This window comes from Devosia sp., assembly GCF_014860165.1.
Classification (GTDB): domain Bacteria; phylum Pseudomonadota; class Alphaproteobacteria; order Rhizobiales; family Devosiaceae; genus Devosia.
In genome coordinates, this window is record NZ_JACZKG010000013.1 from 24045 (window position 1) to 49447 (window position 25403).

The following is a 25403-nucleotide window of genomic DNA, read 5'->3' on the forward strand; positions in this document are numbered from 1 at the left end:
AGCACCGGCGCCTTGCGCGCTTGCCCGGTCGGCGTTAGGCGCATATATAGGCCGCCTTAGGGGTGCATTGGAGTTGAGTCTGCTGATGTCTTCGGTTGCAGAAGTGATTGAATACCGGCCCAGTGACGACGAGCCGTTCATGAATCCGCGCCAGCGCGAGTATTTTAGGGCCAAGCTCAACGCCTGGAAGGACGATATCCTCCGCGAAAGCCGCGAGACTCTCGAGAATCTGCAGGAAGAGAGCCAGAACCACCCCGACATGGCCGATCGCGCCAGCTCGGAAAGCGACCGGTCCCTCGAATTGCGGACGCGCGATCGTCAGCGCAAGCTGATTGCCAAGATCGACGCCGCGCTGAAGCGCATCGACGATGGCACCTATGGTTATTGCGAAGAGACCGGCGACCCGATCGGCATTGCCCGCCTCGACGCCCGCCCCATCGCCACGCTGAGCCTGGAAGCCCAGGAAATGCACGAGCGCCGCGAAAAGGTCTATCGGGACGAATAAGTCTCGATGCTCTGATTTTACGAAGGCTCGCAGTAGATGCGGGCCTTTTTTCTTGTCCGGGGCGCAACCGGCAAATTCTGACAAAGCGATATTTCTGGGGTCTTGTTTCCGCCGCAGCTTCTCGTCCATATGGTGGCGTCGAGCTTGGGAGGGCAACGATGCGGTTTGCTTCGAAAATGCGTGCGCTGGGTCTGGCGTTGGTCCTCGCTCTGGGCGCGCCGGCAATGGCGGCGGATCAAAAGATCACGCTGCTGGAAGATACCGACCTTCCCGGCTTCGATTACTCCATCATCCGCAACACGGACCTGGACACCTGCAGCGCGGCCTGCGCGGACGACAATATCTGTCGCGCCTTTACCTTCAATTCCCAGTCCAACTGGTGCTTTCTCAAGGGCATGGCGAGTGAGCCGACCGAATTTTCCGGCGCCACGTCCGGCCGCGTCAGCCGCGCGCCTTCGCCTGCAGTGACCGAGGCCGTGCGCCAGGCCGAATTGCCGTTCCCCGCCCAGGGCATCATCGACACCGCCCGCAGCTTTGCTCTTGGCCTGCCGCAAACCGACACCCCGCCGCCCAAGGTGACCTATGCGGGCCTCGTGGAATCCGCCGAGGAAGCGGCAGCCGCCGGCAACCAGGCCGCCGCGGTCGTCGCCTACAAGCAGGCGCTGGCGATCAACGCCAATGACCGCGCCGTCTGGCAGGCGCTGGCGCAGGCCGCGCTGACCCAGGCCGAAGCTGCCAAGAACCAGGCCGATGGCGACGGCGGCAGCAGCCTGGCCTATCTTGCCTCGTCCGCAGCCATGAATGCGTTCTTGCGCGCCACCGATGTGCAGGACCGCGCCGATGCGCTGGCCGCCCTCGCCAATGCCATGGAATATCGCGAGATGTGGCGCGAGGTGATTGCCAGCTATCGCCTGAGCCTCAAGCTGTCGCCCAACGAGGCGGTGGAGGCCCATCTCGACGACGTCGTTGCCCAGCATGGCTTCCGCGTGACCGACCACGTGGTCGATGCCGATGCGGCATCGCCGCGCATCTGCGCCGTGTTCTCCGCCCCCTTGCCCTATTCGACCACTGACCTGTCCGCCTATGTTGTCGTCGCCGACATGCCGCAGGCGTCAGTCGAGGCCGAGGATCAGCAGATCTGCGTCGAGGGCCTGCTGCATGGCGGGCGCTATGACATCCGCCTGCGGGCCGGCCTGCCATCCGCCGATGGCGAGGAACTGCTCAAGGATGTCGTGCTCGACGTTTATGTGCCCGATCGCTCGCCCTTCGTGGGCTTTGCCAATGACGCCTATGTCATGCCGGCTGGCCTGGGCGGCGGGCTGCCGATCACCTCGGTCAATGCCGATGTGGCTGAGGTCATGATCTATCGCGTGGGCGACCGCTCGATCGCCACTGCCGTGCGCGACGGCATCTTCCAGGGCAGCCTGACCGAGTATGACGCCGAAGACATTGCCGACCGCGTCGGTGAACAGGTCTGGACCGGCGAGGTCGACCTTGCCCGCGGCGAACCCAACGAGCTGACGACCACTGCCATTCCCGTGGCCGAGACGATCGGCCAGATGGAGGCGGGCGCCTATGTCATCACCGCCAAGATCAAGGACGAGTATTCCGAATATTGGGACAGCGTGGCCACCCAGTGGTTCATCGTCACCGATCTGGGGCTTACCACCATTTCCGGCGACGATGGCGTGCATGCCTTCGTGCGCGGGCTCGACGATGCCAAGCCGATCGAGGGCGCCACGGTCCGTCTCGTCGCCGTCAATAACGAAATCCTCGGCGAAGCCACGACCGATGCCGATGGCCGCGCCACCTTCGCGCCGGGCCTGGCGCGCGGCGAAGGGGGCAGGGCGCCCCAGCTGCTGGTCGCCGAGACCAGTGACGGCGACTATGCCTTCCTCGATCTCTCGCGCCCGGCTTTCGATCTGACCGATCGCGGCGTCGAGGGGCGTCCGTCCCCGGGCCCGCTCGATCTCTTCGCCACCACCGAACGCGGCGTCTATCGCCCCGGCGAGACTGTTTATCTGACGGCCCTGCTGCGCGACGAGCGCGCGATGGCCGTGACCGGCCTGCCGCTGACCCTCGAAATCGAGCGCCCGGACGGGGTTGTGGCCAGCACGCAGGTGCTCAACGATCAGGGCGCGGGCGGCTATTTCGTGGCCCTGCCCATGGTTGATGAAGCCATGCGCGGCTCGTGGACGGCGCGGCTCCATGCCGATCCCGAGGCCAAGGCGCTGTCCAGCACCAGCTTTCTGGTGGAAGATTTCGAGCCGGAACGCCTGGCCTTCGAAGTCAGCGCGCCCGACGCCCCAATGGTCGTCGGCGAAGTCACCGCGATCGATGTCGCGGCCAAGTATCTCTATGGCGCCACCGCGCCAAACCTGGCCATCGAGGCCGATACCATCATCAGCCCCCGCACGACCCTCGAGGCGTTCCCGGGCTATGTCTTTGGCCGCGAAGACGACACGGTCGAGACCAGCCGCGAGCCGCTGGGCGTAGTCGGGACCACCGACGAGGCCGGCAATGCCGTGGCCGAAGTGGTGCTGCCCGAACCACCAGCCACCACGCGTCCGCTCGAAGCGCAATTGTTGCTCCGTCTGGTCGACAGCAATGGCCGCACCATCGAACGCAGCATCAGCCGCCCGGTGCTGGCGACAGTCGACCGCATCGGCATCAAGCCGACTTTCAGCGACGCTTCCGGGCTCGCCGAAGGGAGCGAAGCCAGCTTCGACATCATCGCTGTTTCGCCTGAGGGCGACGCCATCGCCAAGACCGGCCTGAGCTGGACCATCTCGCGCATCGACACCAACTACCAGTGGTATCGCAATGGCAGCACCTGGCAGTGGGAAGCCATTACCACGTCGCGCGAAGTCGCCAGTGGCACGGCGGATACGCCCGACGGCGGCCCGGTGACCATCGGCGCCAATGTCGATTGGGGCCTCTACCGGGTCGAGGTGGAAAGCTCGGGCGACAACCCGACCTCATCCAGCTACGAATTCTATGCCGGCTACTACTATGCCGAGGCGGGCTCCGACACGCCAGACACCCTGCAGGTCGCGCTCGACAAGGCCGCCTACAAGGTCGGCGAGACGGCCCAGCTCAAGCTCGATCCGCAGTTTGCCGGCACGGCGCTGGTGATGGTGGTGGATAACCGCGTCATCGCCATGCAGGCGGTCGAGGTTCCCGAGGGTGGCACCACCGTGCCGCTCGAGGTGACCGAGGAATGGGGCCCCGGCGCCTATGTGACGGCGATCCTCTATCGTCCGTCCGACGCCGCCGAAAAGCGCATGCCCTCGCGGGCCCTGGGCCTGGCGTTTGCCGATGTCGAGCCGGGCGACCGCAAGCTCGACGTGACCCTGGAGACCCCCGAAGTCACCCTGCCGCGGCAGAGCTTCACCACCACGGTCGACCTGGGCAACCTGGCCGCCGGCCAGAAGGCCTATGTGGCCGTTGCCGCAGTGGATCTGGGCATTCTCAACCTGACCAACTTCAAGGTGCCGGACCCCGATGGCTGGTATTTCGGCCAGCGTCAGCTCGGCATGGAAGTCCGCGACCTCTATGGCTCGCTGATCGACCCGACCCAGGGACTGGCCGGCGCCATGCGTTCGGGCGGCGATGAGGGCTCCTCGCGCACCGGCACACCGCCGGCGACGTCGGTGCTGGTCGCGCTCCATTCGGGCATTGTCGAAGTCGATGCGGAGGGCAAGGCCACCATCACCTTCGACATGCCTGATTTCTCGGGCACGGTGCGGGTCATGGCCATGGCCTGGACCGATAATGCCGTGGGGCATGCCTCGGCGGATGTGATCGTCCGCGATCCTGTTGTCGTCACCCTCAGCCCGCCGCGCTTCCTGCGCGTTGGCGATGAGTCGCGGCTCCTGGTCGAGATCAACAATATCGATGGCGAGTCAGGCACTTATGGTGTGTCGCTCTCGACCGGTGACGGCATTGCCACGCCTGCCGAAGACACCGAGGTCGAGCTGGAAAAGGGCAACCGAACAGCGCTCGAACTCTCCCTCAATGGCATGCAGATCGGCGATTGGCCGGTCGTCCTGACCATCACTGCGCCCGATGGCAGCACGCAGGCCAAGGAACTGCTCCTCGGCGTGCGGCCGACCAGCGCGCCCGTCACCACCAGCCGCCTGCTGCCCATCAAGGCGGGTGCGACCGTGACCATCGGCCCCGACCACTTCGACAGCTACATGGCCAATACCGGGGCGATGACCCTGGCCATCGGCCCGATAGCCCGCCTCGACGTGCCCGGCCTGCTGCTGGCGCTTGATCGCTACCCCTATGGCTGCGCCGAACAGCTCTCGAGCCGCGCTCTGCCGCTGCTCTATCTCAACGATGTGGCCAAGCTCGTCGGCACCGCCTCAGACGACAAGCTCAACCAGACCGTCATTGACGCCATCGCCAACCTCCTCTCCAAGCAGAACTCCAGCGGCGGCTTCGGCCTCTGGGGGCCGTTCGATGGCGGCGACCTGTGGCTGGACGGCTTCGTCACCGATTTCCTGCTGCGTGCCAAGGCAGCCGGCTATGAGGTGCCCGAGCAGTCCATGACCATGGCCTTCGACAACCTGGCCAATCAGCTGTCCTATGCCGCCGATTTCGACAAGGGCGGAGAGGACATTGCCTACGCGCTCTATGATCTGGCGCGCGCCGGCCGGGTGTCGATGGGTGACCTGCGCTACTATCACGAAGCGCGCCTCAATGCCTTCGGTTCGCCGCTGGCTCAGGCCCAGCTTGGTGCCGCGCTGGCGCTCTATGGCGATCCGACCCGGGCCAATTCCGCCTTCGCGGCAGCGGTGGCGAAGTTGAACGAGCCGGACAATATCAGGCGCTATCGCGGCGACTATGGCAGTCGCATGCGGGATCTGGCGGGCGTGCTGGCATTGGCCGCCGAGTTCAAGCCCGAAGGCGTGGACCTGACGGACCTTGCCAACCAGCTTGCCAAGCTGCGCGACAGGGCAAGCTATACCTCGACGCAGGAAGATAGCTGGACCTTGCTGGCTGCGGCGGCCCTTGGGGCTTCCGCTACCGATGGTTCGGTGACGCTCGATGGAGAAGCCCTGAGCGGCGAAGTCTATCGCCGCTACGACCAGGCAGGCTTCGAGGCGGTGGAGATCGCCAATAGCGGCGACACCGATACCGAGGCCAAGGTGACTGTGAGCGGCTTCCCGCTCACGCCGCCGCCGGCCAGCAGCAACGGCTTCACCATCAGCCGCGAATACTACCTGCCCGATGGCACGCCCATCGATCCGCAGGCGGCGCCCATTGCGCAGAACGAGCGGCTCGTCGTGGTGCTGACAGTCCGGCCGCAGACCCTGGGTTCAGGGCAGTATGTGGTGGCCGATCCGCTGCCGGCGGGCTTTGAGATCGAGAATCCGGACCTGTCGGCGGGCGGCGGGGTCGCCGACTTCAGCTGGCTCAATCTCGATAGCGCCAACCACGTGGAATCCCGTACCGATCAATATGTTGCGGCGTTCCGCTACTTCGACGAATCCGGCAGCTTCACCACCGCCTATCTGGTGCGTGCAGTGTCGCCCGGCACATTCGTGCTGCCGGGCGCCACGGTGGAAGACATGTATCGCCCCGAGTTCCGGGCGAACACCGCGGCCGGCTCCATCGAGGTCACGCCGACCGGGCCATGAGGGGCGCGGAGACATGTAGCGGAGCCCCTTCACCTCTCCCTTTGGGGGAGAGGTCGGCGGCGAAGCCGACGGGTGAGGGGGCCTTCCACACCCACCGCGCGTCACCCTCGGGCTTGACCCGAGGGCTCTGTACTGGCGGAGGGGTCATCAAGTGTAGAGCCCTCGGGTCAAGCCCGAGGGTGACGACTGGTGTATTGGGTTCGTCATGATAAGGACCGATCAGCCCAAGCGCCACAACTGGGCCCGCTGGCTTACCCTGACCGGCTTCAGCCTCTTCACGCTCGCCTGCGCCGGCGTCATCCAGCTCAGCTCGGCCATTACAAACATCGCCGCTGCCCTTCCGCCGACGCCCGATGTGGCAACGCTCCCCGTTTCCGTCGCCGTCACCGACCGTGACGGCCTGCTGCTTCGCCCCTTCACCACACCAGACGGACGCTGGCGCCTGCCGGTGGAGCAGGCCGCCATCGATCCGCGCTTCATCGACATGCTCATCGCCTACGAGGATCGCGGCTTTGCCGAGCATGACGGCATCGCCTGGAGTTCGATGATCCGTGCTGCCTGGCAGTTCGTCGGTGCCGGCGGGCAGGTCGTGTCCGGCGGCTCGACCCTCACCATGCAGGTGGCCCGTCTCATCGAGGGGCAGCCGACGCGCAATGTCTGGGGCAAGCTACGCCAGATGGTTCATGCCACCAGGCTGGAACACGATCTCAGCAAGGACGAAATCCTGCACCTCTACCTGACCCTGGCGCCCTATGGCGGCAATATCGAGGGTATCCGGGCGGCGAGCCTGGCCTATTTCGGCAAGGAGCCGACGCGGCTGACCACAGCCGAGTCCGCATTGCTGGTGGCGCTGCCGCAATCCCCCGAGGCGCGCCGGCCCGACCGCGATCCGCTGGCCGCCCAGCGCAGCCGCGACATGGTGCTCGACCGGCTGGTGGCCATGGGCGCGCTACCACTCGAGGATGCCGTGGCCGCCAAGCGCGAGCCCGTGCCCACCGCGCGCCGCGATTTCCCCATGCTGGCCGCCCATATGGCTGAGCAGGCCGTCAAGGCGCAGCCCACCGCGCGCTCGGTGACCCTGACCATCGACAAGCGCCTGCAGGATGCGCTGGAGCATCTCGCCGCCGGCCGCGCCCGGCTGATTGACCCCAGAGTCTCGGTCGCCATTGTCGCTGCCGATATCGGGAGCGGCGAAATCCTGGCCTCGGTCGGCTCGGCCGGATTGTTCGACACCGACAGCGCCGGCTTTGTCGACATGACCAGCGCCATTCGCTCCCCCGGTTCCACCCTCAAGCCGCTGATCTACGGCCTGGCCTTCGAGCTGGGCCTTGCGCACCCCGAAAGCCTGATCGAGGACCGGCCCACGGCTTTTGGCGCCTATGTTCCAGTCAATTTCGACGGATTCAACCGCGGCACGGTGACCATCCACGACGCGCTCACCCAATCGCTCAATATTCCGGCCGTCGTCGTGCTCGATGCCGTCGGCCCGGCGCGCCTCGTCTCGCGCCTACGCCGGGCCCATGCCGATCCCCGCCTGCCCGTCGATACGGCGCCCAGTCTCGCGGTGGGCCTGGGCGGTGTCGGTATCACGCTGCGCGACCTCGTCTCGGTCTATGCCGCCATCGGCAATGGTGGGCAGCCGGTCACCCTGCATGATGGCATCAAACCGCAAGAGATCTCCGGGCTTGCTGCACCCGTGCTTGATCCGATTGCGGCCTGGTATGTGTCCGATATCCTTGCCGACGTGCCGCCGCCGCTCAATGGCTCGCCCGGCCGCATCGCCTACAAGACCGGCACGTCCTATGGCTATCGCGACGGCTGGGCTATCGGGTTTGACGGCAAGACGGTCATCGGCGTCTGGGTCGGCCGCCCCGATGGCGCGCCGGTGCCGGGCCTGTCGGGCATCGTCGGTGCGGCGCCGATCCTGTTCGAGGCCTTCGATCGCCTCGGCAGCCGCAAGGCGCCGCTGCCGCGGGCGCCGCAGGGGGCGGTGCTGGCATCCAACAGCGAATTGCCGACGCCATTGCGCCGCTTCCGCCACCCGGACGAAGATATGGTGGCCCGCGTCGCCGCGCCGGAAATCGCCTTTCCCGGCGATGGCGTCGATGTCGACCTGGGGCTGGCAGGCGTCGATCCGTCCCCGCTGATGGTCAAGGTGCGCAACGGCGTGCCGCCCTTCATCTTCTTTGCGAATGGCGCCCCCTTCGGCCGCCCCGAATTCGCCCGCCAGAGCCTGTGGGAACCCGATGGTCCAGGATACGTGACGCTGTCGGTGGTGGATGCCGAGGGCAGGGCGGATACGGTCACGGTGTTCCTGAACTAGACGTGCAAACGGGCCCCGAGGGGCCCGTCGCATTCAGATCGTCGGGAAATCAGAACCCGAACACCGTGGTCACGCTCGATTGACCGTTGCCGTTCTGGACGCATTGGCCATTGGTATTCTCGCCGAACTGGAACAAGCCGCAATTGTTGTTGTTGCCGTTCTGGGAAATGGTGCCGTTATGGCCGTTGCCTTCCTGGAAGATCAGGCCGTTATTGCCGCTGCCGTTCTGGTTGAAGCCGGCAGCGTTGAAATTGCCGTTCTGGTGGGCATTGGCGCCGGTGGCGGACATGCCGTTGATCAGCGAGAACAGGCCGAGGCCGAGGCCGAGCGCCTGGGCTTCATCCGGATCGGTGGGGGTGTAGCTGATCGATACCTGGCCGGCGGCCATGGCGGGGGCGGCGAGGGCGGCGACGCCAATGACGGCGGCGGCGACGGCGGCGACGAAGGTCCTGGTGAACTTGGTGGTCATGGCATCTCTCCCTGAGGGTCTGGTTGGTCCTTGCTGGGGTGTTCCAGCCGATGACCTGAGACTAGGGGGAGCCGACTGAACCGATCCGGAGTGGGGTGTTCAGAATGCGTTCAGCGATTCTGGCTGCAGACTTGATCCAGAGGGGTACCAGCCACTGCGTTCCCCGGCGCCTGACCCGAGGGCCATTGGAACAGCCTACAGCGTCATTCCCGCGTATGGGGGAATCCACTCTTCCTTGCACCACCTCAGAAATGAATTCCCGCCTTCGCGGGAATGACGTCGTGGCAGGTGGGGAGAGAAAGGAACAAAGGGCCCCGGTCGCCCGGAGCCCTTCAGCCGTCTCGGTGATGTGGTTTCAACGCAGGCTCGCAATGTCCTGGTCGCAGTCGATCTTCTGGCCACCGGCGGTGACGTCGAAGACGACGCTGTAGTTGGAGCCGGCATTGATCAGCACCTTGCCCAGCGGGGTGGCTTCGTTGGCATTGGCGGTGAAATAGCCGCCCTGGCTGATATTGGACGAGCCGCCATTGCCAGAACTCTGGATGGCGAAGCGGTATTCGCCGCTCAATGCGACCGGGCTCAGAATGGTGCCTTCGAGCGCCAGCATGCCGTTCTGGGAGCTGGTGGCGATGCCGCATTGGGTGGTGCCGGCGGCGGAATTGGCGAAACCGGCGCCGGCCGCCAGGGTGGCGACGACGAGGCCGAGAGCGATGGCGCTGCTGCGCCGGGATGGGATGGTCATGGCTTCCTCCTGAAGTCGGTTGGGGCAGGCGAGCCGGAAGGGTTGGCCCTTCCGGCTAAGTGCAGCTCACGTCAGGAGCCGATCAGGGGCAGGCCTGGACGAAGGCCGTCACGTTGCCGGCACCGGCCTGGGTGACATTGGCGTTGCAACCATTGCCGACCTGGACACCGGCGGCGACGTTGCCATTGCCGTCCTGGGTCAGGACTGCGGTGTGGTTGTCGCCGAACTGGCCGACGCCGGCGGCATTGTTCCAGCCATTCTGCAGCACGTCGCCATAGTTGTTGTTGCCCTGCTGGCCGATGGCGCTGACATTGTTGCCGCCGGTCTGGTTGGAAACGCCGGTGTTCCAGTTGCCGGTCTGCTTGACGCCGAACTTGTTGTTCCAGCCGAGCTGGCTGCCGCCGGCGGCGTTGCCGAAGCCGAACTGGTCGACGAAGATGTCGTTGGACATGGCGGGGGCAGCCGAAGCGGCGATGGCGACGGCGGCGACTGCAGTGATGATGAGCTTGCGGATCATTTTGGTCTCTCCTGTCTTGGCTGCGCTCCCTCCGAGCGCTTCTTGCCTATGACACGAGGATTAGCCCAGTGATTTGGAACGGCTTCTGAGTGGCGAGTTCAGACTCCGTTCATCGACAAGGTAATCGTGCGCGTAATGCCGATTGCATCGAGAAAATCGTCATCATGGCTGATCACCAGCAGCGCCCCGTCATAGCCGCGCAATCCCGCCTCGACCTGCTCGATGGCATGGATATCGAGGTGGTTGGTCGGCTCGTCCAGGATCAGCAGTTGCGGCGGATGGTTGCCGCCGATCGTGCAGGCCAACCCGGCCCGCAGCATTTCCCCACCGCTCAGGGTCCCGGTCAATTGCAGCGCGGCATCGGCGCGGAACATGAAGCGGGCCAGCGCCGAGCGGCAGGTATTCTCGTCGGCATCGGGATTGAGTGCCCGGAAATTGTCGCGGATGGACAGCGCCGGATCGAGCAGGCTCACCGTCTGGTCGAGCATCGCGTGGGGCACCAGAATCCGCGCCACACCGGCGCTGGCCGGCAGGGCGCCCGTCAGCAGCCGCAGCAGCGTGGTCTTGCCGGAACCATTGGGGCCGGTGATGGCGACGCGTTCGGGGCCGATCAGGGTCAGCGATAGGTCGCGGATGATCGGCGGCACACCCTCGGGGCCGCCCGTGAGCGCGTCGGCCTGCAGCACGGTTCGCCCCGCTGGCAGGCCGGTCGGCGTCAGCGTCACCGATAGGGGCGTCAGGATCTCGACCTTCGCCCGGGCTTCGCTGGCCGCCTCGGCGGCATCGCCGCGCAGGCGGTTGGCGAGGCGCGCATTGCCGCCGCTGGTATTCTCCGAATTCTCCTTCATGCCGCCGAGCAGGACCTTGGGAATATCGCCCTTGGCCGCCTTGCGCTTTCCGGCCCCGTCCTTGCGGGCCTTCTTCTCGGCCACCGCCTGAATCTTGCGGTCGATATCAGCGACCCTGCGCTCGGCCGTCCCGAGTTCATGCTCGGCCGCTGCCAGTTCCAGCGCCTTGCGCTCGGCATAGTGGTCCCAGTTGCCGCCATAGCTGGTGGTGCCCAGCGTCGTGAGTTCGACAATAGCATCCATCTCGCGCAACAGGGTGCGGTCATGGCTGACGACAATTGCCGCACCGCGCCAACGATGCAGCAGGTCCACCACCGCCTGCCGTCCATCGGCATCGAGATTGTTGGTCGGTTCGTCCAGCAGGATGATGTCGGGCCGCGCCAGGATCAGCCGGGCCAAAGCCAGCCGCGTGCGCTGGCCGCCGCTCAGGCTCGTCAGCATCCTATCGGGCGCATAGGCGGGCAGACCCACATCGGCCAGCGCGCTCTCGATGCGTCCCGGCAGGGTCCAGTCGGCCTCGCCGGCATCCTCGACAGTGCCAAGGCCCTGTTCCAGCCGGTCGAGCTGCGCCAGCTCACCGGCCACGCCGAGATGGTCGGCGACCGTGTCGTCGGGCGCAACCTGCACCGACTGGTCGAGCATGCCGATGCTGCCCTGCACGGTCACCGAGCCCGTGGCGGGCTGCAGGTGGCCGGCAATGATGCGAAGCAGGGTGGATTTGCCCGTGCCGTTGCGGCCGATCAGCCCCGTCCGTTCGTTGCCGAACGACAGGTCGAGGTCGGAAAAGAGCGGCTGGTTATCTGAGGTCGAATAGGAAAGCTGGTGCAGGGAAACGGAGGCAGGCATGGGCGGAATCCAGGTGAGCGATGCGGGCGAGGCAGTCGTTCAGCGTGGAATCCATTTGTACCGTCCGGTCAGTGCTGCGGATGGCGGGAAGATAGGGATGGAGGCGGGGTTGTCAAGTTTGGGGCGGCCTTACCTCTCCCCCAAAGGGAGAGGTGAAGACAGATTACGCCAGATACCGCTTCTTCAGATGCGCCTTGAAGAAATCCGCATTCAGCGGCTCCCCCGTCGCCCGTGTGATCAGGTCCGGGGTCGACCAGCGCGAGCCCTGCGTCCAGATCTGCTCGCTGCGCCACTGGTTGACGCCCCCGAATTCGCCCTTGCGAATATCCTCGCGCACACCAGGCTGTGCCTTTTCCAGCGCAGCCCATTGCTGGGCTGCAATCATGGCGCCCAAGGTGTAGCTGGGGAAATAGCCGAAGGCGCCTCCGGGCCAGTGCACGTCCTGCATCGGGCCATCCTTGGGGTCGTTGATGGTGGAGATGCCGAGATACTCGGTCATCTTGGCGTCCCAGGCCTCGGGGATCTGGCTGGCTTCCAGCTTGCCGTTGACCAGGTCCTGTTCCAGCTCGTAGCGCAGGATGACGTGAAGCGGGTAGGTGACCTCGTCGGCGTCGACGCGGATATAGCCGCGCTCGACGAAGTTCACTTCATTGAGGATGTCGGCGATTTCCCAGCCGGGAATGGCGTCCTCGCCCAGATATTGATGCACCTGTGGCAGCATGAATTCCCAGAATTCGGGGCTGCGGGCGAGCTGCATCTCGACGAACAGGCTCTGGCTTTCATGGATACCCATGCCGCGCGCCTTGCCCAGCGGCCAATGCGACCATTCCTTGGGCAGGCCCTGCTCGTAAAGCGCGTGGCCGGTCTCATGCAGCACACCCATGAGCGAGCTCAGGAATTCATCGGTGCGATAACGCGTGGTCATGCGCACATCTGATGGAACGCCGCCACAGAAGGGGTGATGCGACACGGCCAGCGAGCCGTGGGTGAAGTCGAAGCCGACGGCGCGCATCGCGGCAAGCCCGAGTTCGCGCTGCTTTTCGATCGGGTAGGGGGCGTTGAGCGTCTTGCGCGGGCGCCTGGCGAGGCGGCGCTCCTGAGCATCGAGCGCCTCGGGCACGAAGCCCTTGAGAAAGCCCTTGAGGTCGTCAAAGACGAGGTCCAGGTCGGCTGTCCGGTTGCCGGGGTCGTACTGGTCCATCAGCGCATCATAGGGTGCCAGCTTAAGGGCGTCGGCACGCAGTTGCGCCTCCTCGCGCACCAGCTCCACCACACCTTCGAGCGCTGGCAGGAAGCTGTCCCAGTCGCCCTTGGCGCGCAGTTCGCGCCAGAGTTGTTCGGAGCGCATGGTGGCAGTCGTGCGGCGCTCGACGAACTCGGTCGGCAGGCAGGTGGCGTTGGTATATTGCCGCTTGAACTCGGCCAGGGCCAGCTTCTGGTCCTCGGTCTCGGGCCTGGTGGCCTCGATCCAGTCGGCGATCTCAGGGGCCGTGGCCTGGGCGTGATACATGCCGGCCAGGTTCGACATGGCCTCGGCGCGTTTCTCGCCACCGCCCACCGCCATATGGGTGGCTTCGTCGGCGCCCAGGATCGACAGCGCATGCTCCAGCGCTTCGAGCTTGCGGCCGAGATCATCGAGTTTCTGGAAGGACATGCGGGTTACTCCGGAGTTTGACCAAGGTCTTTCACAGAGCGCAATTTCGATCAAGCCGCCGCGGGCCGATGGGCTATGCTGGGGTCATGACCGACGACAGCACCATCAAGATCCGCCCGCACAGCGTCAGTGGCGTCATGGTTGACCAGACGATGCTCCTGCCCAGCGCCGAAGCGATCGTCCGTCAAATTCTGGCCGTGCCCGTGGGCGAGACCCGCTCGCTGGCGCAATTGCGCGAGGCGCTTGCGCAGCAATATGGCGCAGAGGCGACCTGCCCGGTCACGACGCAGCGCATGATCAAGGTGGTAGCCGCCAAGTCCGTTGCCGACCACCAGGCAGGGCGCCAGGCGGTGCCGTTCTGGCGCGTGGTGGATCCCGACAAGCCCAATGGCAAAAAGCTTCCGGGCGGCAGCGAATTCATCCTGGCGCGCCGCAAGGAAGAGAAGGCTTAGCCCGCCCGTTCGCAGCCTGACACAAAGGGGAAGAGGCGCAGCCGGGGGACTGCGCCTCTGGTATAGGCCGGGTCTGTTCTGGAGCCGACCGGGCAGGGCCTTCTGGCGTCTGCCGGGGAGCCCGGCCGCGCCTTGGGGGACGCGCGGCGGGGAAAGGGATGCGGCGCCGCTAGAAGGGCAGGATGGCGTCCATCGCCTGCTGGCCGTAGCGCGGCTGCTGCATATTGGTGATCTGGCCGCGGCCGCCGTAGGAGATGCGGGCTTCGGCGATCTTGGACGAGAGGATCGTGTTGTTGGCCTGGATATCGGAGGGCCGCACGATGCCGGCGACGATCAGGTCGCGCACTTCGAAATTGACCCGCACTTCCTGGCGCCCCTCGATGACCAGGTTTCCATTGGGCAGGACCTGCGTGACGACGGCAGCGACCGAGGTTTCGAGGCTTTCCGAGCGATTGACCGAGCCGTTGCCGCGATTGGTGAGGCCGGAGTCGAACTCGATCATGGCCGACGGGTCGATGCTGCCGGCGCTGATATTGTCGACGGCGACGCCGAAGATGCCGCCCATGCCGGCCGAGTTGGTCGAGGTGCGGTTGGATTGCGTCGTGTTGGCGATCTTGGCGCTGTCGTCGATGGTCACCATCACGGTCAGGATGTCGCCGATGCGGTGGGCGCGCTCATCCTTGAAGAAGCCCCTGGCCGAGGTGCGGTAGAGCGAATTGGCCTGGTAGGTGTCCGAGATGGCCTCGGGCATGGGCATATGGACGGGCTGGTAGCCGGCGGTGGTCGTCGGGTCGGCGATGGCAGTCAGCGGCGGCGCCTGGCCGACGCTGGCGAGCTGGTCCATGGTGTTGCATGCGGCGAGGCTGGCCGTGAGCGTCAGGAGGGCGGCGAGTTTGAAGAGGTTCATTGGTCTGTTCTCCTGAAGGCTACTAGAGGCCGGCCAGCGCCAGCGGGTCGGCGCTGACTTCGACGGCACCGGCCGAGATGGCGGTGGCGCTGATGACGCGCTTGGACATGAGGTTGATGACCTGGACCAGTCCGCCTGCGGCGGCGCCGGTCACGGCCTGACCCTTGACGGTCAGCGTCATCGGGCCGTTGCGGAAGTAGATGGTGACGGCATCGTTCTTGCTGATCAGCAGGGGAACGCTGACATCGGTGGCCTTGAGCATCATGCCTTCCCGGCTCTGGCGAACCAGGGACTTGCCGACCACGTCTTCCAGCCGCGCGACGCCGGTGCTTTCGACGAATTTGAGCGGCACAGGGCGCATCTCGATATTGTCTGCCGAGAGCAGCGTGCCCGCCGGCAGGCTGGCATTGATGTGCGGGGCCGCAATCATCAGCTCGATGCTCCCGGACACGTCGAGCGGCTGCTCGATGCCGGCTATGGCGAAGCGGGCGGTGAAGGCGCCGCTGCCGGGCAGGTAGCGCAGGCTGATGACGCTGGCAGGCTCGGCCACGGCCTCGGCATTGAGCGGCTTGACCGGCACCGAGAACAGCGTGTCGACGGTCATGCCCTTGCTGATAATGCCGCGTGCGGACAGGTCTGCGGTGATAAGGTCGGTGAGCACCGCCTCATCGATGACGGCAGCGGCGCGGCTCACCCGGACGCCGTCGAGGCCTCCGGTCTCGAACTCCTCGATGCCGATGCGGGCCAGTGCCGCAACGATATCGGTGACGCTGACCATGCCGCTGGTGCCGGGATTGGGTGCGCGGAACAGCGGCTGCTCGGCAATTGGGCCGGCGGCATCGAACATGTCGCCGATTGTCACTATGGGCGCGGTGACCACGATGTCGGACTTGAGCACCGGTGCGGCCCAGGCGGCGCCTGATAGCAGCAGTGCGGCGAAGGTGGTGATGGCGGAACGCAGGATCATCAGAAGTGCTCCTATCAACGCAGCTGGCTGGTGGCCTGCATCATCTGGTCGGCGCCGGAGATGACGCGGGCGTTCATCTCGTAGGCGCGCTGGGCAGCGATGAGGTCGGCGATTTCGGTGACGGAATTGACGTTGGCCATTTCGAGATAGCCCTGCAGCAGGTCCCCGGCGCCGTCGGCATTGGGCACGGCTACCTGGGCCGGGCCGCTGGCTGCGGTTTCGAGGAACAGGTTGTCGCCCATCGATTCCAGGCCCGACTTGTTGACGAAGCGGGCGAGCTGGAGCTGTCCGAGCTGGGTCGGGGCGGCGTCGTTGTCGAGATAGGCGCTGACCGTGCCGTCGGGGGCGATGGCGACGCCGTCGGCCGTGCCCGGAATGGTGATGCCCGGATCGATGGGATAGCCCGTGGACGTCACGATCTGGCCCTCGGGCGAGCGTTCGAAGGAGCCGTCACGCGTATAGCCGGTGCGGCCGTCCGGCAGCTGCACCATGAAGAAGCCCTCGCCGCGGATGGCCACGTCGAGATCGCGCTCGGTGATGTTGACCGTGCCCTGGCTCATGACGCGCGGGGTCGAGACAGTGCGCACGCCCGAACCGATTTCGAGGCCCGCCGGGATCAGGGTGCCCTGGTCCGAGGTGGGCGAGCCGGCGCGGGTGATCTGCTGGTAGAGCAGGTCCTCGAACTCGGCGCGCTGGCGCTTGTAGCCGGTGGTCCGCATATTGGCGATGTTGTTGGAGATGACTTCGACGTTGCGTTCCTGGGCGCTCATGCCGGTCGATGCGATATAGAGGGCTTTCATGGCATATCCTCAGGTTAGCTATTGGCGTCGCCGAGACGCTGGATGGCGCTGCGGCGCAGCTCGTCCTGCTTCTGGGCCAGGTTCGCCGCGGACTCGTAAGCCCGGGTCACCCGGATCATTTCGGCCATCTCGGCAACGCCCGAGACGTTGGATTTTTCGGTGAAGCCCTGCATGGTGCGGGTATTGGTAGCGGCGACCGGAGTGCCGCCGGCAAACAGGTTGTTGCCCTCGCGGGTCAGCGCCTGCGGATCGGCGAATTCGACCAGGCGCAACCGACCTTTCGGGCCGGCGCTGGAGCTGACCGTGCCATCGGCGGCGATCAGGATGCCATTTTCATCGGGGCCGAACTGGATGGGGCCACCTTCGCCGAGCACAGGGTTGCCGTTGAGATCGACCAGCGTGCCATTGGCGCTGAGCTGGAACGCGCCGGACTTGGTCCAGCGCTCGCCGGCGGCGGTCTGCACGGCGAAGAAGCCGTCGCCGTTGAGGCCGACGTCGAGCTCGTTGCCGGTCTGCACCATGGCGCCGCCGCTGAGGTCGTGCATGGTGGCCCAGTCCTGGACGTAGGACAGCGGCTGATCGAGGCGCGGAAAGTCCTGATCGCGGGCGACCGGCATCACATATTCCTCGAACAGGATGTTCTCGGACTTGAAGCCGGTCGTGTTGATGTTGGCCATGTTGTTGGCCACCACATCCATCTGCCGCTGCAGCGCGATCTGCCTGGAAAGGCTGATCAGTTGCGCATTCTCGATCATTGCTGATCCCCGGAATGTTTACGTCCCCGAGACTGCCAGCTTCCCCAAGCGTGCCGCCTCGCCGTTTACATTGCAGAAACCATGCCAACACACAAAATTTAATAAAATCAGATAGATAGGGAAAGGTCCGGGCTAACCTTGCCGCGCTATCCTTTCCCCGCACGGCAAAAGCTGCCCGGCAAATTTTGCCGCTTTGGGCGCTTTGTAACCAATCGTTAACCATCGGGCGCTTAGCTGGACGAACAGCCGGAATCGTCCGGGTAGCCTCGTATTTTGGCAGGTTGGCATGGCCGCGGAAGCAGACATCGAAGAAGGCGCCCCGGCCAAGAAGGGGATACCGAAACTCTTTATCATCATCGGCGCGGCGGCGATCGTCGTGCTGCTGGGCGGCGCTGGCCTCTTCTTCTTCCTGTCGTCTTCGGCGCCGGTGGAGGATGCCGCGGCAGCCGCGAGCGGCGACCATTCTGGCGTGGCTACTGCCGGCCACACCTTCATCTTCAACCTCCCGCCGATGATCGTGAACCTCAATGCGGAAGAGGGGCAGAAGGAAGCTTTCATGAAGCTTACCGTTGCCCTCGAAGTCGCCAACGAGGAGACCATGCTGGAGATCCAGCCGAGCATGGCCAAGGTGGTCGACGCCTTCCAGGTCTATCTGCGCGAGCTGCGCCGGTCCGATCTCGAGGGCTCGGCGGGCGTCTATCGCCTCAAGGAAGAGCTGCTGCGTCGCGTCAACGTCGCGATCTACCCGTCCAGGGTCGAGTCCATCCTGTTCAAGGAAATCCTGGTGCAGTAATGGCGGGCCCCACCGAACAGGACAAGCTTGCGGATGAATGGGGCCTCGAAGAGGTCGCGGCCGCCCCCGGTATTGTCAATGAAGAGGACATGACCGACGAGGAAAAGGCAGCCGCCGCGGCCGCCGAGTGGGCGGCCATGCTCGAGGGCACGGATGCCGACGGTGATGGCGGCGCTGACCGCGTTCTCAACCAGGACGAAATCGACAGCCTGCTCGGCTTCGATGCCAGCGTCGGCAGCAATGTCGAACTGACCGGCGTCCAGGCGCTGATCAATTCGGCGCTGGTCAGCTACGAGCGCCTGCCGATGCTCGAAATCGTCTTCGACCGGCTGGTCCGGCTGGCGACGACCTCGCTGCGCAATTTCACCTCCGACAATGTCGAAGTCACCATGGATTCGATCTCGTCGGTGCGGTTCGGCGACTATCTCAATTCCATCCCGCTGCCCGCCATTCTCTCGGTCATCAAGGCCGAGGAATGGGAGAATTACGGGCTGCTGACGGTCGATTCCAGCCTCATCTACTCGATGATCGACGTGCTGCTGGGCGGGCGCCGCGTCGGCGGCAATATCCGCGTCGAGGGCCGGCCATATACCACGATCGAAATGGCGCTGGCGCGGCGGATGATCGAGGTGATCCTCGATGACACCCATCGCGCCTTCGAGCCGGTGACCCAGGTCAATTTCAAGCTCGAGCGCATGGAGACCAATCCGCGTTTCGCGGCGATTTCCCGGCCGGGCAATGCCGCCATCCTGATCGAGCTCCGCATCGAGATGGACGATCGCGGCGGCAAGATCGAAATCCTCTTGCCCTATGCCACGATCGAACCGATCCGCGAACAGCTGCTGCAGATGTTCATGGGTGAAAAGTTCGGCCGCGACCCGATCTGGGAAGGCCACCTGGCCACCGAGATCTATTCGGCGGACGTGGAAGTGGAGGCGGTGCTGCATGAGCAGGACCTGCCGCTCTCGCGCATGCTGGCGATCAAGCCGGGCGACACGGTCATGTTCGAGCGCAGCCCGTCCGATCCGGTGCGGCTGCGCTGTGGCGATGTCGAACTCACCGAGGCCGTCATGGGCCATATCGGCAATCACGTATCGGTGCGGGTTTCCCGCCCGCTTAACCCGCCCAAGGTCACCATGGCGGCCTTTGAGGCGATCGACGAGAAAATGGAAGGACGATGATGTTCAGCTTGCCTCTGGGGCTGCTCGTGGAGAGCGCTGTCGCTGTTCTGCTGGCACTGACAATCGGATACTGCATCGTGCTCAACCAGCGGCTGAAGCGGCTGCATGCCGACAAGGACGTGATGCGCCAGATGGTCGCCGACCTGGTCGGCGCCACCAACCTGGCCAACCAGGCGATCAAGGAGCTCAAGCAGACGGCGGTCGAGGCCGATCTGGCGCTCAATTCGCGCCTTGAGGAGGCCGAGCGCTTCGGCATCGAGCTGGCCAATCATGTCCATGCCGGCACCACCCTGATGGAGCGGATCGCCAAGATCACCAGCGTGGCGCGCCACAGTCAGGCCATCGAGCCGGTCGAGCAGCCCAACAAGGTGCAGTCCGCGCTTGAGCAGCTTTCGGCCCGCGTTCGCACCCGCGGAGCTGCCGCGTGACCAAAATCCGCCTCCTGCCGGTCGTTGTTCTGGCCATTGCCGCACTGCTGGTGCTCAAGACCCTCGGTCTTGTCACCAATGGCGGCTATGTGCTGACCGGCATGGGCGCGGCGCAGGCCGCCGGCGCCAGCTCCGGCGGCGTGGCGGGCTCGACCGAGACCGACTCAACCATCACCCCGGCGGGCGAGCCGACTATTGAGGATACCAATCCGACCCTTTCCGATACGGCGCCTACCCTGGGCGGGGAACCTGCCGCTGGCGGCCATGCGGCGCCGGTCGCGGATGCGGAGGTACCTGCCGAGGAAGCGCCGGCCGACCATGCGGCGCCTGCCGGGAATGCTGTGGCGGATCACGGCGTTACGCTGGGAACCTACTGCGTTGAATCCAACGCCTCCATCACCGAGGGTGGAGAGGTTGTCATGAACGCTGCTTTGGCCGAGGCGGGGGGCGGCGGACATACCGCGCCGGCCGGAGAAGAGGGTGCGGTCGTGGTTCCCCAGGGCAGCTTTGCCGCCCAGATGGCGGCCGATTGCCTGCCCTCGGGCGATGTGGTGCCGATGGAGATCAGTGGCGACGGTGGGGTCATTCCCCTGGTTGGCGCCGACGGGGTAACGGCCACCGAAGAGCAATTGCTCGAGCGCCTGGCGGCACGTCGCACCGAGTTGCAGGAATACGAACAGGATCTGGCGCTGCGCGCTTCCATCGTCGATGCCGCCGAAAAGCGCATCGAGGAACGGACGGCGACGCTCGAGGCGCTGGAGGCCCAGATTTCCGCGCTGGTCGATGAGCGTGAACAGTTGGAAACCGGGCAGTTTGCCGGCATCGTGGCCATGTACGAGACCATGAAGCCCAAGGACGCTGCCAAGATCTTCAACAACCTCGACATGGAAGTGTTGCTGCGGGTGGCCAAGACCATGAGCCCGCGCAAGATGGCGCCCATCCTGGCCGAAATGGACGCCACGCGGGCACAGGAACTGACGGTGCAGATGGCGGCCCTTGCCGACCGTCCCGCGGCCGAAATGACCCCGGAAGACCTGGCCGCCCTGCCTCAAATCGTTGGTCAGTAAGGCTTTACCGGTTCACGTAAGGCGACGTTAAGCACCGAACGCTAGGGTCGGCACGAGAGTATCGTGTAACCCATGCGTTTTATGTCCCCGGAGCTGAAGGCTTCGCCATGAGACGCTCCAAGTGTGTCGGGCGGGCAGAAGCCGGTGAAGACCGCGTGCATGACTGGTTTGCGACGCGCTGCGCGCGCCGTGCTGATTGGCGTCGTTGCGGCGGCGCTGAGCCTTGTCGCGCCCGCTTTTGCCGAGGAACAGGGCCAGCTTTTTGCGACCCAGGAAGAGGGTTACGCCCGCCTGATCCTGAGTTTTCCAGGCCGAGACGACCTTCCCAAGTATACGATGCGCATCGAAAATGGCGTGCTTTCGCTCGAATTCGAGGAGAAGGTATCGATCATCCTGCCTGATGTCGGCACCACGATGGCGCCCTACCTCTCGGTGGCGCGGGTGGACCCCGATGGAACCGGCCTGCGCCTTGGCCTGCGTTCCGCCTTCAATTTCAATCGCATCGAGGCCGGCGAGAAGCTGTTCATCGATCTGCTGCCCCAGACCTGGCAGGGCATGCCACCGGCGCTGCCGCAGGACATTATCGACGAACTGGCCGAGCGGGCCCGTGTGGCCGCCATTCGTGCCGAGCGCGAGCGCAAGGCGGCCGAGGTGATCGACCTCGATCCGAAGGCCAGCATCCGCGTCGGTCGCAATCCCACATTCATGCGCGTCCAGTTCGACTGGACCGTTCCGACCACGGCCGAATTCGTCCAGGATGGCACGACGAGCCGCATCGCCTTCGAATGGCCCGTCGAGGTCGACCTGCGCGTCATGGCCGCCGACCTTCCGCCAGAGATCGCGTCGGTGGAGAGCACGGTCAGCCCGGACGGATCGCTGGTTACGATGACCCTTGCCGAAGGCATCACGCCGCGCTTCTATCAGAATACGCCGCGCCAGTTCATTCTGGACGTCGACATTGCCGGCGTCGGCCTGCCCAGTTTCACCGCAGCCAGCCTGGCCGGGGATGTCGCGACTGAGCCCGAGGCCGAAGCCGCCGGTGGGCCAGCGGATGCCCAGGTCGACAAGCTCTTCCCCGAGAATGCCGCCAGCGCGATCACGCCCTTCGTGAGCGTATTGGGATCGACCGTCCGGGTCGTCTTCCCATTCGAGCAGGATACACCGGCTGCCGTGTTCCGTCGTGGCGACACCGTCTGGATGATGTTCGACAGCGTTTCGGGCATCCTGCCTCCCGGTCAATCGGACGAACTCGATGCGCTGGCCAGCGAGTTCGCCATCGTGTCGTCCGGCGATACCCAGGTGGTGCGGGTCGAGCTGTCGCAGGACCGGCTGGCGACCCTGGGGTCGGAAGGCATGGCGTGGGTGCTGTCGCTCGGCGACATCATGCTCACCCCGACCGAGCCGATCGAGCTCAGCCGCCGCCGCGATATCGAAGGCAATTTCGAGATGGTTGCCGATGTCGTCCGTCCGGCCCGCATCCACGATTTCCGCGACCCGATGGTTGGCGACCTGCTCAAGGTGGTCACCGCCTATCCGCCGGCTCGTGGGGTGACGCGGACGCTCGATTACGTGGAATTCTCCGCCTTGCGCAGCGTGCACGGCCTGGTCATCAAGCCGGAAACGCCGGAGCTTGACCTTGCCATCGAGAATGAGCTGGCCGTCATGTCCACCTCCGGTGGCCTGACCGTTTCGGCTATCGATACGCCGCGCACCATGGGTAACGGCGTCACCGAAAGCCTGCGTGGCAGCTTTGTCGATCTGGGGAGCCTTGAGGAGAAGGACTACGGCGCCATGGCCGCCCATATCGAGGACCTGCTGGCCAAGGCCGCGGGTGGCGAGGGCAGGGAGCGAGACATCGCGCGTCTCGATCTGGCGCAGTATTATGTCGCCAATCGTTTCGCCCATGAGGCCCTGGGCGTGCTCAAGGTGCTGGAGACCGAACTCAAGGCCGAGGACCTGACGCGCAAGGTGCGCATCACCCGGGCCATTGCCGAGACGCTGGCATCGCGCCCGATCGATGCCCTGCGCATCCTCAATTCATCCTCCGTCGGTCAGGAGCTCGACGCGCTGTTGTGGCGCACCATCGCCCGGACAGACAGCTACGACTTCAAGGGTGCGAACTCCGATGCAACGGAGGCCAATGGCATCGTCGAGAACTACCCGCTCTGGGTGCGCAACAAGTTCTACTTCGCGGCCCTGCGATCGGCGGTCGAGACCAATGACCTGTCGCGGGCCGAGCGTTTTCTCAACGATATCGACTTTGCCAGCCTCAATCCGGAAGATTCCAGCCTCTATCACCTGCTGTCGGGTCGGATCGACGAGGGGCACGACCGCATTTCGGAGGCGCTCGATACCTATGGCCAGGTGATCGCAGCCGACATTCGCCCCACCCGCGCCGAAGCGATCTACCGCACCCTGCGTCTGCTGGACGAGCAGGGCACGCTCGATCTCGCCAAGGCCGCCCATACGCTATCGGCCGAGTCGCTGCTCTGGCGCGGCAATGCGCTCGAAGCGGATATGCAGACCATGCTGGCTGACTTCTATTTCCGCGACGGCGACTATCGCAGCGGCTTCGAGACCGTCCGGCAGGCCGTTGCCAACTATCCCGAAAGCCCGCCCGTCAACGCGTTGCGCGACGAAGCGCAGCGCATGTTCAGTGAGCTGTTCCTCAATGGGGCCGCCGACTCGCTGGGTCCGGTCGATGCCCTCAGCCTGTTCTACGATTTCCGCCAGCTGACACCGCCGGGCTCGCGTGGCGACGAAATGATCCGCAACCTGGCGCGGCGCCTCGTGCGGGTGGACCTGCTGCCGCAGGCCGCCGAACTGCTCGAATATCAGCTGGAGAACCGGTTGACCGGCGTCGCCCGCACGCAGATCGCAGCGGATCTCGCCATTATCTACCTGGCCGATCGCAAGCCGCAGGATGCGCTGCGTGTCCTCAACACCACCCGCCTGCCTGACTTGCCCGAGTCACTGCTGCGCCAGCGTCGCGTGCTCGAGGCGCGCGCCATGATCGATGGCGGCCGTGACCAGCTGGCCCTCGACCTGCTGCGCGACATGGATGGGCAGGACGTGACCCTGCTGCGCATCGACGCACATTGGAAGGCCAAGCGCTACGATCGTGCCGGCGAAATGCTGGAGGCTTTCTATGCCGACCAGCCGGCCGGTGCGCCGCTGGATCGGGGCGTGCGCATGGGCCTGGTCAAGGCTGCGGTCGGGTTTGCCCTGGCAGGCGATTCATTCGGCTTGTCGCGCCTGCGGTCCAAGTTTGGCGATGCCATGGTCGTGACCCCGGAATGGCCGATCTTCGACCTGGTCACCGGTCAGGTTGCCGTCACCAGCCTCGAATTCAAGGCGGTGGCCAGCCAGGTCGCCGATGTCGGCGGCATCAATGCCTTCCTGGCGTCATATCGCGATACCTATGCCGGCGAAGGCGCCTTGGCGCCTCTGTCCGCCGCCGAGCCGGAAGCGGGCCTGGCGGCCGCGCAATAGCTACCCGCCGCCGCTGACGAAGCTGCGGACCAGCGAGCCTGCAACCAGGTACCAGCCATCGACCAGCACGAAGAAGATCAGCTTGAACGGCAGTGAGATCACCACTGGCGGCAGCATCATCATACCCATGCTCATCAGCACCGACGCGACCACCATGTCGATGACCACAAAGGGCAGGAACAGCAGGAAGCCGATCTCGAAAGCCCGCCGCAGCTCGGAAATCATGAAGGCCGGAACCAGCAACTGCAGCGGGATCGCCTCGGGCTCTTCGGGAATGGGAGCTTCCGTGAGGTCGTAGAACAGGCTCAGATCCTGTTCGCGCACATTGGCGCGCATGAATTCATGCAGCGGCGCGCTGCCCAGCTCGAACGCCTCGGCGATCTCGATCTCGCCCGCCAGCAGGGGCGCGATCCCCTGGTCATAGGATTGCTGCAGCGTCGGCTGCATCACGAAGATGGTCAGGAACAGCGCCAGCGACACCATCACCGAATTGGGCGGCGCCGTCTGGAGGCCGATGGCGGTGCGCAGCAGCGACAGCACCACCACGATGCGGGTGAAGCTGGTCACCATCACCAGGATGGACGGGGCCAGCGACAGCAGCGTGATGAGGCCGATGATCTGGACGGCACGCTCGGTCAGCGTGGTGTCGTCACCGAAATCGATCGATACGTCCTGCCCCAGGGCGATGGTGGGAAGCAGGGCCGCAAAGGCGAAGACAACGAGGCCGGCATAGGGTGCAAGCCGCCGCAAGGGCGACAGTGGCGCCTCAGTTCCGGTTCGCCTCGCTGTTGTCCTCGACAAAGTCGGTGCCTTCTACGTCATGCCGCGCCGTTTCCTCTTTAGCTGAGTCGGAGGTCGGCACGACCGAAGCGCGCGAGTTTTCGGGGGAAAGCGGCATTTCCGTATCGCTGACCGGCCGAAGCAGGCCGGTATGGCGCAGCGAGAGGTGGGCCCGCTTGTTGGTCGGCAGGCCCATGTCGCGCAACTGTTCGATGGCGGTGGTCGGGGC

Annotated in this window: 20 protein-coding genes; 9 read left to right on the forward strand and 11 right to left on the reverse strand. The window is 65.1% G+C overall.

The window, feature by feature from the left end; translation table 11 throughout:
- Positions 1-85: 85 nt before the first annotated feature.
- From dksA to pbpC, 3 genes are all read left to right on the forward strand, one after another.
- A complete protein-coding gene (gene dksA, locus IH615_RS03090; protein WP_291359713.1) occupies positions 86-505 on the forward strand; it encodes an RNA polymerase-binding protein DksA in 420 nt (139 codons plus the stop codon).
- Positions 506-663: 158 nt separating this feature from the next.
- A complete protein-coding gene (locus IH615_RS03095) occupies positions 664-6153 on the forward strand; it encodes an alpha-2-macroglobulin family protein (RefSeq protein ID WP_291359714.1) in 5490 nt (1829 codons plus the stop codon).
- Positions 6154-6358: 205 nt separating this feature from the next.
- Entirely contained in the window at positions 6359-8476 is a 2118-nt protein-coding gene (gene pbpC / locus IH615_RS03100; protein ID WP_291359715.1) for a penicillin-binding protein 1C, read from the forward strand.
- A 49-nt stretch (positions 8477-8525) separates the two neighbouring features.
- Here pbpC and IH615_RS03105 read toward each other — a convergent pair whose 3' ends face one another.
- The 5 genes from IH615_RS03105 to IH615_RS03125 all read right to left on the reverse strand — a co-directional run bounded on the left by IH615_RS03105 (position 8526) and on the right by IH615_RS03125 (position 13552).
- Positions 8526-8945 (reverse strand): curlin, encoded by a 420-nt coding sequence (locus IH615_RS03105; RefSeq protein WP_291359716.1) that lies wholly within the window; start codon positions 8943-8945, stop codon positions 8526-8528.
- A 355-nt stretch (positions 8946-9300) separates the two neighbouring features.
- Entirely contained in the window at positions 9301-9687 is a 387-nt protein-coding gene (gene csgH, locus IH615_RS03110) for a curli-like amyloid fiber formation chaperone CsgH (protein WP_291359718.1), read from the reverse strand.
- A gap of 82 nt (positions 9688-9769) precedes the next feature.
- Positions 9770-10204, reverse strand: coding sequence for a curlin (locus tag IH615_RS03115; RefSeq protein ID WP_291359720.1), 435 nt, complete (start codon positions 10202-10204; stop codon positions 9770-9772).
- A 98-nt stretch (positions 10205-10302) separates the two neighbouring features.
- Positions 10303-11898: an ABC-F family ATP-binding cassette domain-containing protein gene (locus IH615_RS03120; RefSeq protein WP_291359722.1), complete on the reverse strand. Its 1596-nt coding sequence runs from the start codon at positions 11896-11898 to the stop codon at positions 10303-10305.
- Positions 11899-12061: 163 nt separating this feature from the next.
- On the reverse strand, positions 12062-13552 hold the full coding sequence (locus tag IH615_RS03125) for a carboxypeptidase M32 (RefSeq protein ID WP_291359723.1): 1491 nt from the start codon (positions 13550-13552) through the stop codon (positions 12062-12064).
- 86 nt (positions 13553-13638) lie between these two features.
- On the opposite strand from IH615_RS03125, the gene IH615_RS03130 reads away from it, so the two are divergent.
- The gene (locus tag IH615_RS03130) at positions 13639-14004 is read left to right on the forward strand and encodes a hypothetical protein (RefSeq protein ID WP_291359724.1); all 366 of its coding nucleotides are present in this window, start codon (positions 13639-13641) and stop codon (positions 14002-14004) included.
- 169 nt (positions 14005-14173) lie between these two features.
- On the opposite strand, the gene flgH is transcribed toward IH615_RS03130, so the two are convergent.
- From flgH to flgF, 4 genes are read right to left on the reverse strand one after another with little or no spacing between them, the layout of a single operon-like run.
- Entirely contained in the window at positions 14174-14911 is a 738-nt protein-coding gene (gene flgH / locus IH615_RS03135) for a flagellar basal body L-ring protein FlgH (RefSeq protein WP_291359726.1), read from the reverse strand.
- Positions 14912-14933: 22 nt separating this feature from the next.
- Positions 14934-15878 carry a flagellar basal body P-ring formation chaperone FlgA gene (gene flgA, locus IH615_RS03140; protein WP_291359728.1) on the reverse strand — a complete coding sequence of 315 codons (945 nt, stop codon included), beginning with the start codon at positions 15876-15878 and terminating at the stop codon, positions 14934-14936.
- Positions 15879-15892: 14 nt separating this feature from the next.
- Positions 15893-16678: a flagellar basal-body rod protein FlgG gene (gene flgG / locus IH615_RS03145; RefSeq protein WP_291359730.1), complete on the reverse strand. Its 786-nt coding sequence runs from the start codon at positions 16676-16678 to the stop codon at positions 15893-15895.
- 14 nt (positions 16679-16692) lie between these two features.
- Entirely contained in the window at positions 16693-17430 is a 738-nt protein-coding gene (flgF, locus tag IH615_RS03150) for a flagellar basal-body rod protein FlgF (protein ID WP_291359743.1), read from the reverse strand.
- A 289-nt stretch (positions 17431-17719) separates the two neighbouring features.
- Between flgF and IH615_RS03155 the strand changes: the two genes are divergently transcribed.
- From IH615_RS03155 to IH615_RS03175, 5 genes are all read left to right on the forward strand, one after another.
- Entirely contained in the window at positions 17720-18226 is a 507-nt protein-coding gene (locus IH615_RS03155; RefSeq protein ID WP_291359731.1) for a flagellar basal body-associated FliL family protein, read from the forward strand.
- Positions 18226-19407, forward strand: coding sequence for a flagellar motor switch protein FliM (gene fliM, locus IH615_RS03160; protein WP_291359733.1), 1182 nt, complete (start codon positions 18226-18228; stop codon positions 19405-19407). The genes IH615_RS03155 and fliM overlap by 1 nt, the downstream gene beginning before the upstream one ends.
- On the forward strand, positions 19407-19835 hold the full coding sequence (locus tag IH615_RS03165; RefSeq protein WP_291359734.1) for a DUF6468 domain-containing protein: 429 nt from the start codon (positions 19407-19409) through the stop codon (positions 19833-19835). The genes fliM and IH615_RS03165 overlap by 1 nt, the downstream gene beginning before the upstream one ends.
- Positions 19832-20902, forward strand: a complete 1071-nt coding sequence (locus IH615_RS03170) for a MotE family protein (RefSeq protein WP_291359736.1) — start codon at positions 19832-19834, stop codon at positions 20900-20902. Before IH615_RS03165 ends, IH615_RS03170 begins: the two co-directional genes overlap by 4 nt.
- A 159-nt stretch (positions 20903-21061) precedes the next feature.
- On the forward strand, positions 21062-24394 hold the full coding sequence (locus IH615_RS03175) for a hypothetical protein (protein WP_291359738.1): 3333 nt from the start codon (positions 21062-21064) through the stop codon (positions 24392-24394).
- Here the strand turns inward: IH615_RS03175 and fliP are convergent, their stop codons facing one another.
- Positions 24395-25081 (reverse strand): flagellar type III secretion system pore protein FliP, encoded by a 687-nt coding sequence (gene fliP, locus IH615_RS03180; protein ID WP_291359745.1) that lies wholly within the window; start codon positions 25079-25081, stop codon positions 24395-24397.
- A 79-nt stretch (positions 25082-25160) separates the two neighbouring features.
- A partial coding sequence (locus IH615_RS03185; protein WP_291359739.1) for a hypothetical protein occupies positions 25161-25403 on the reverse strand: 243 nt, incomplete at its 5' end.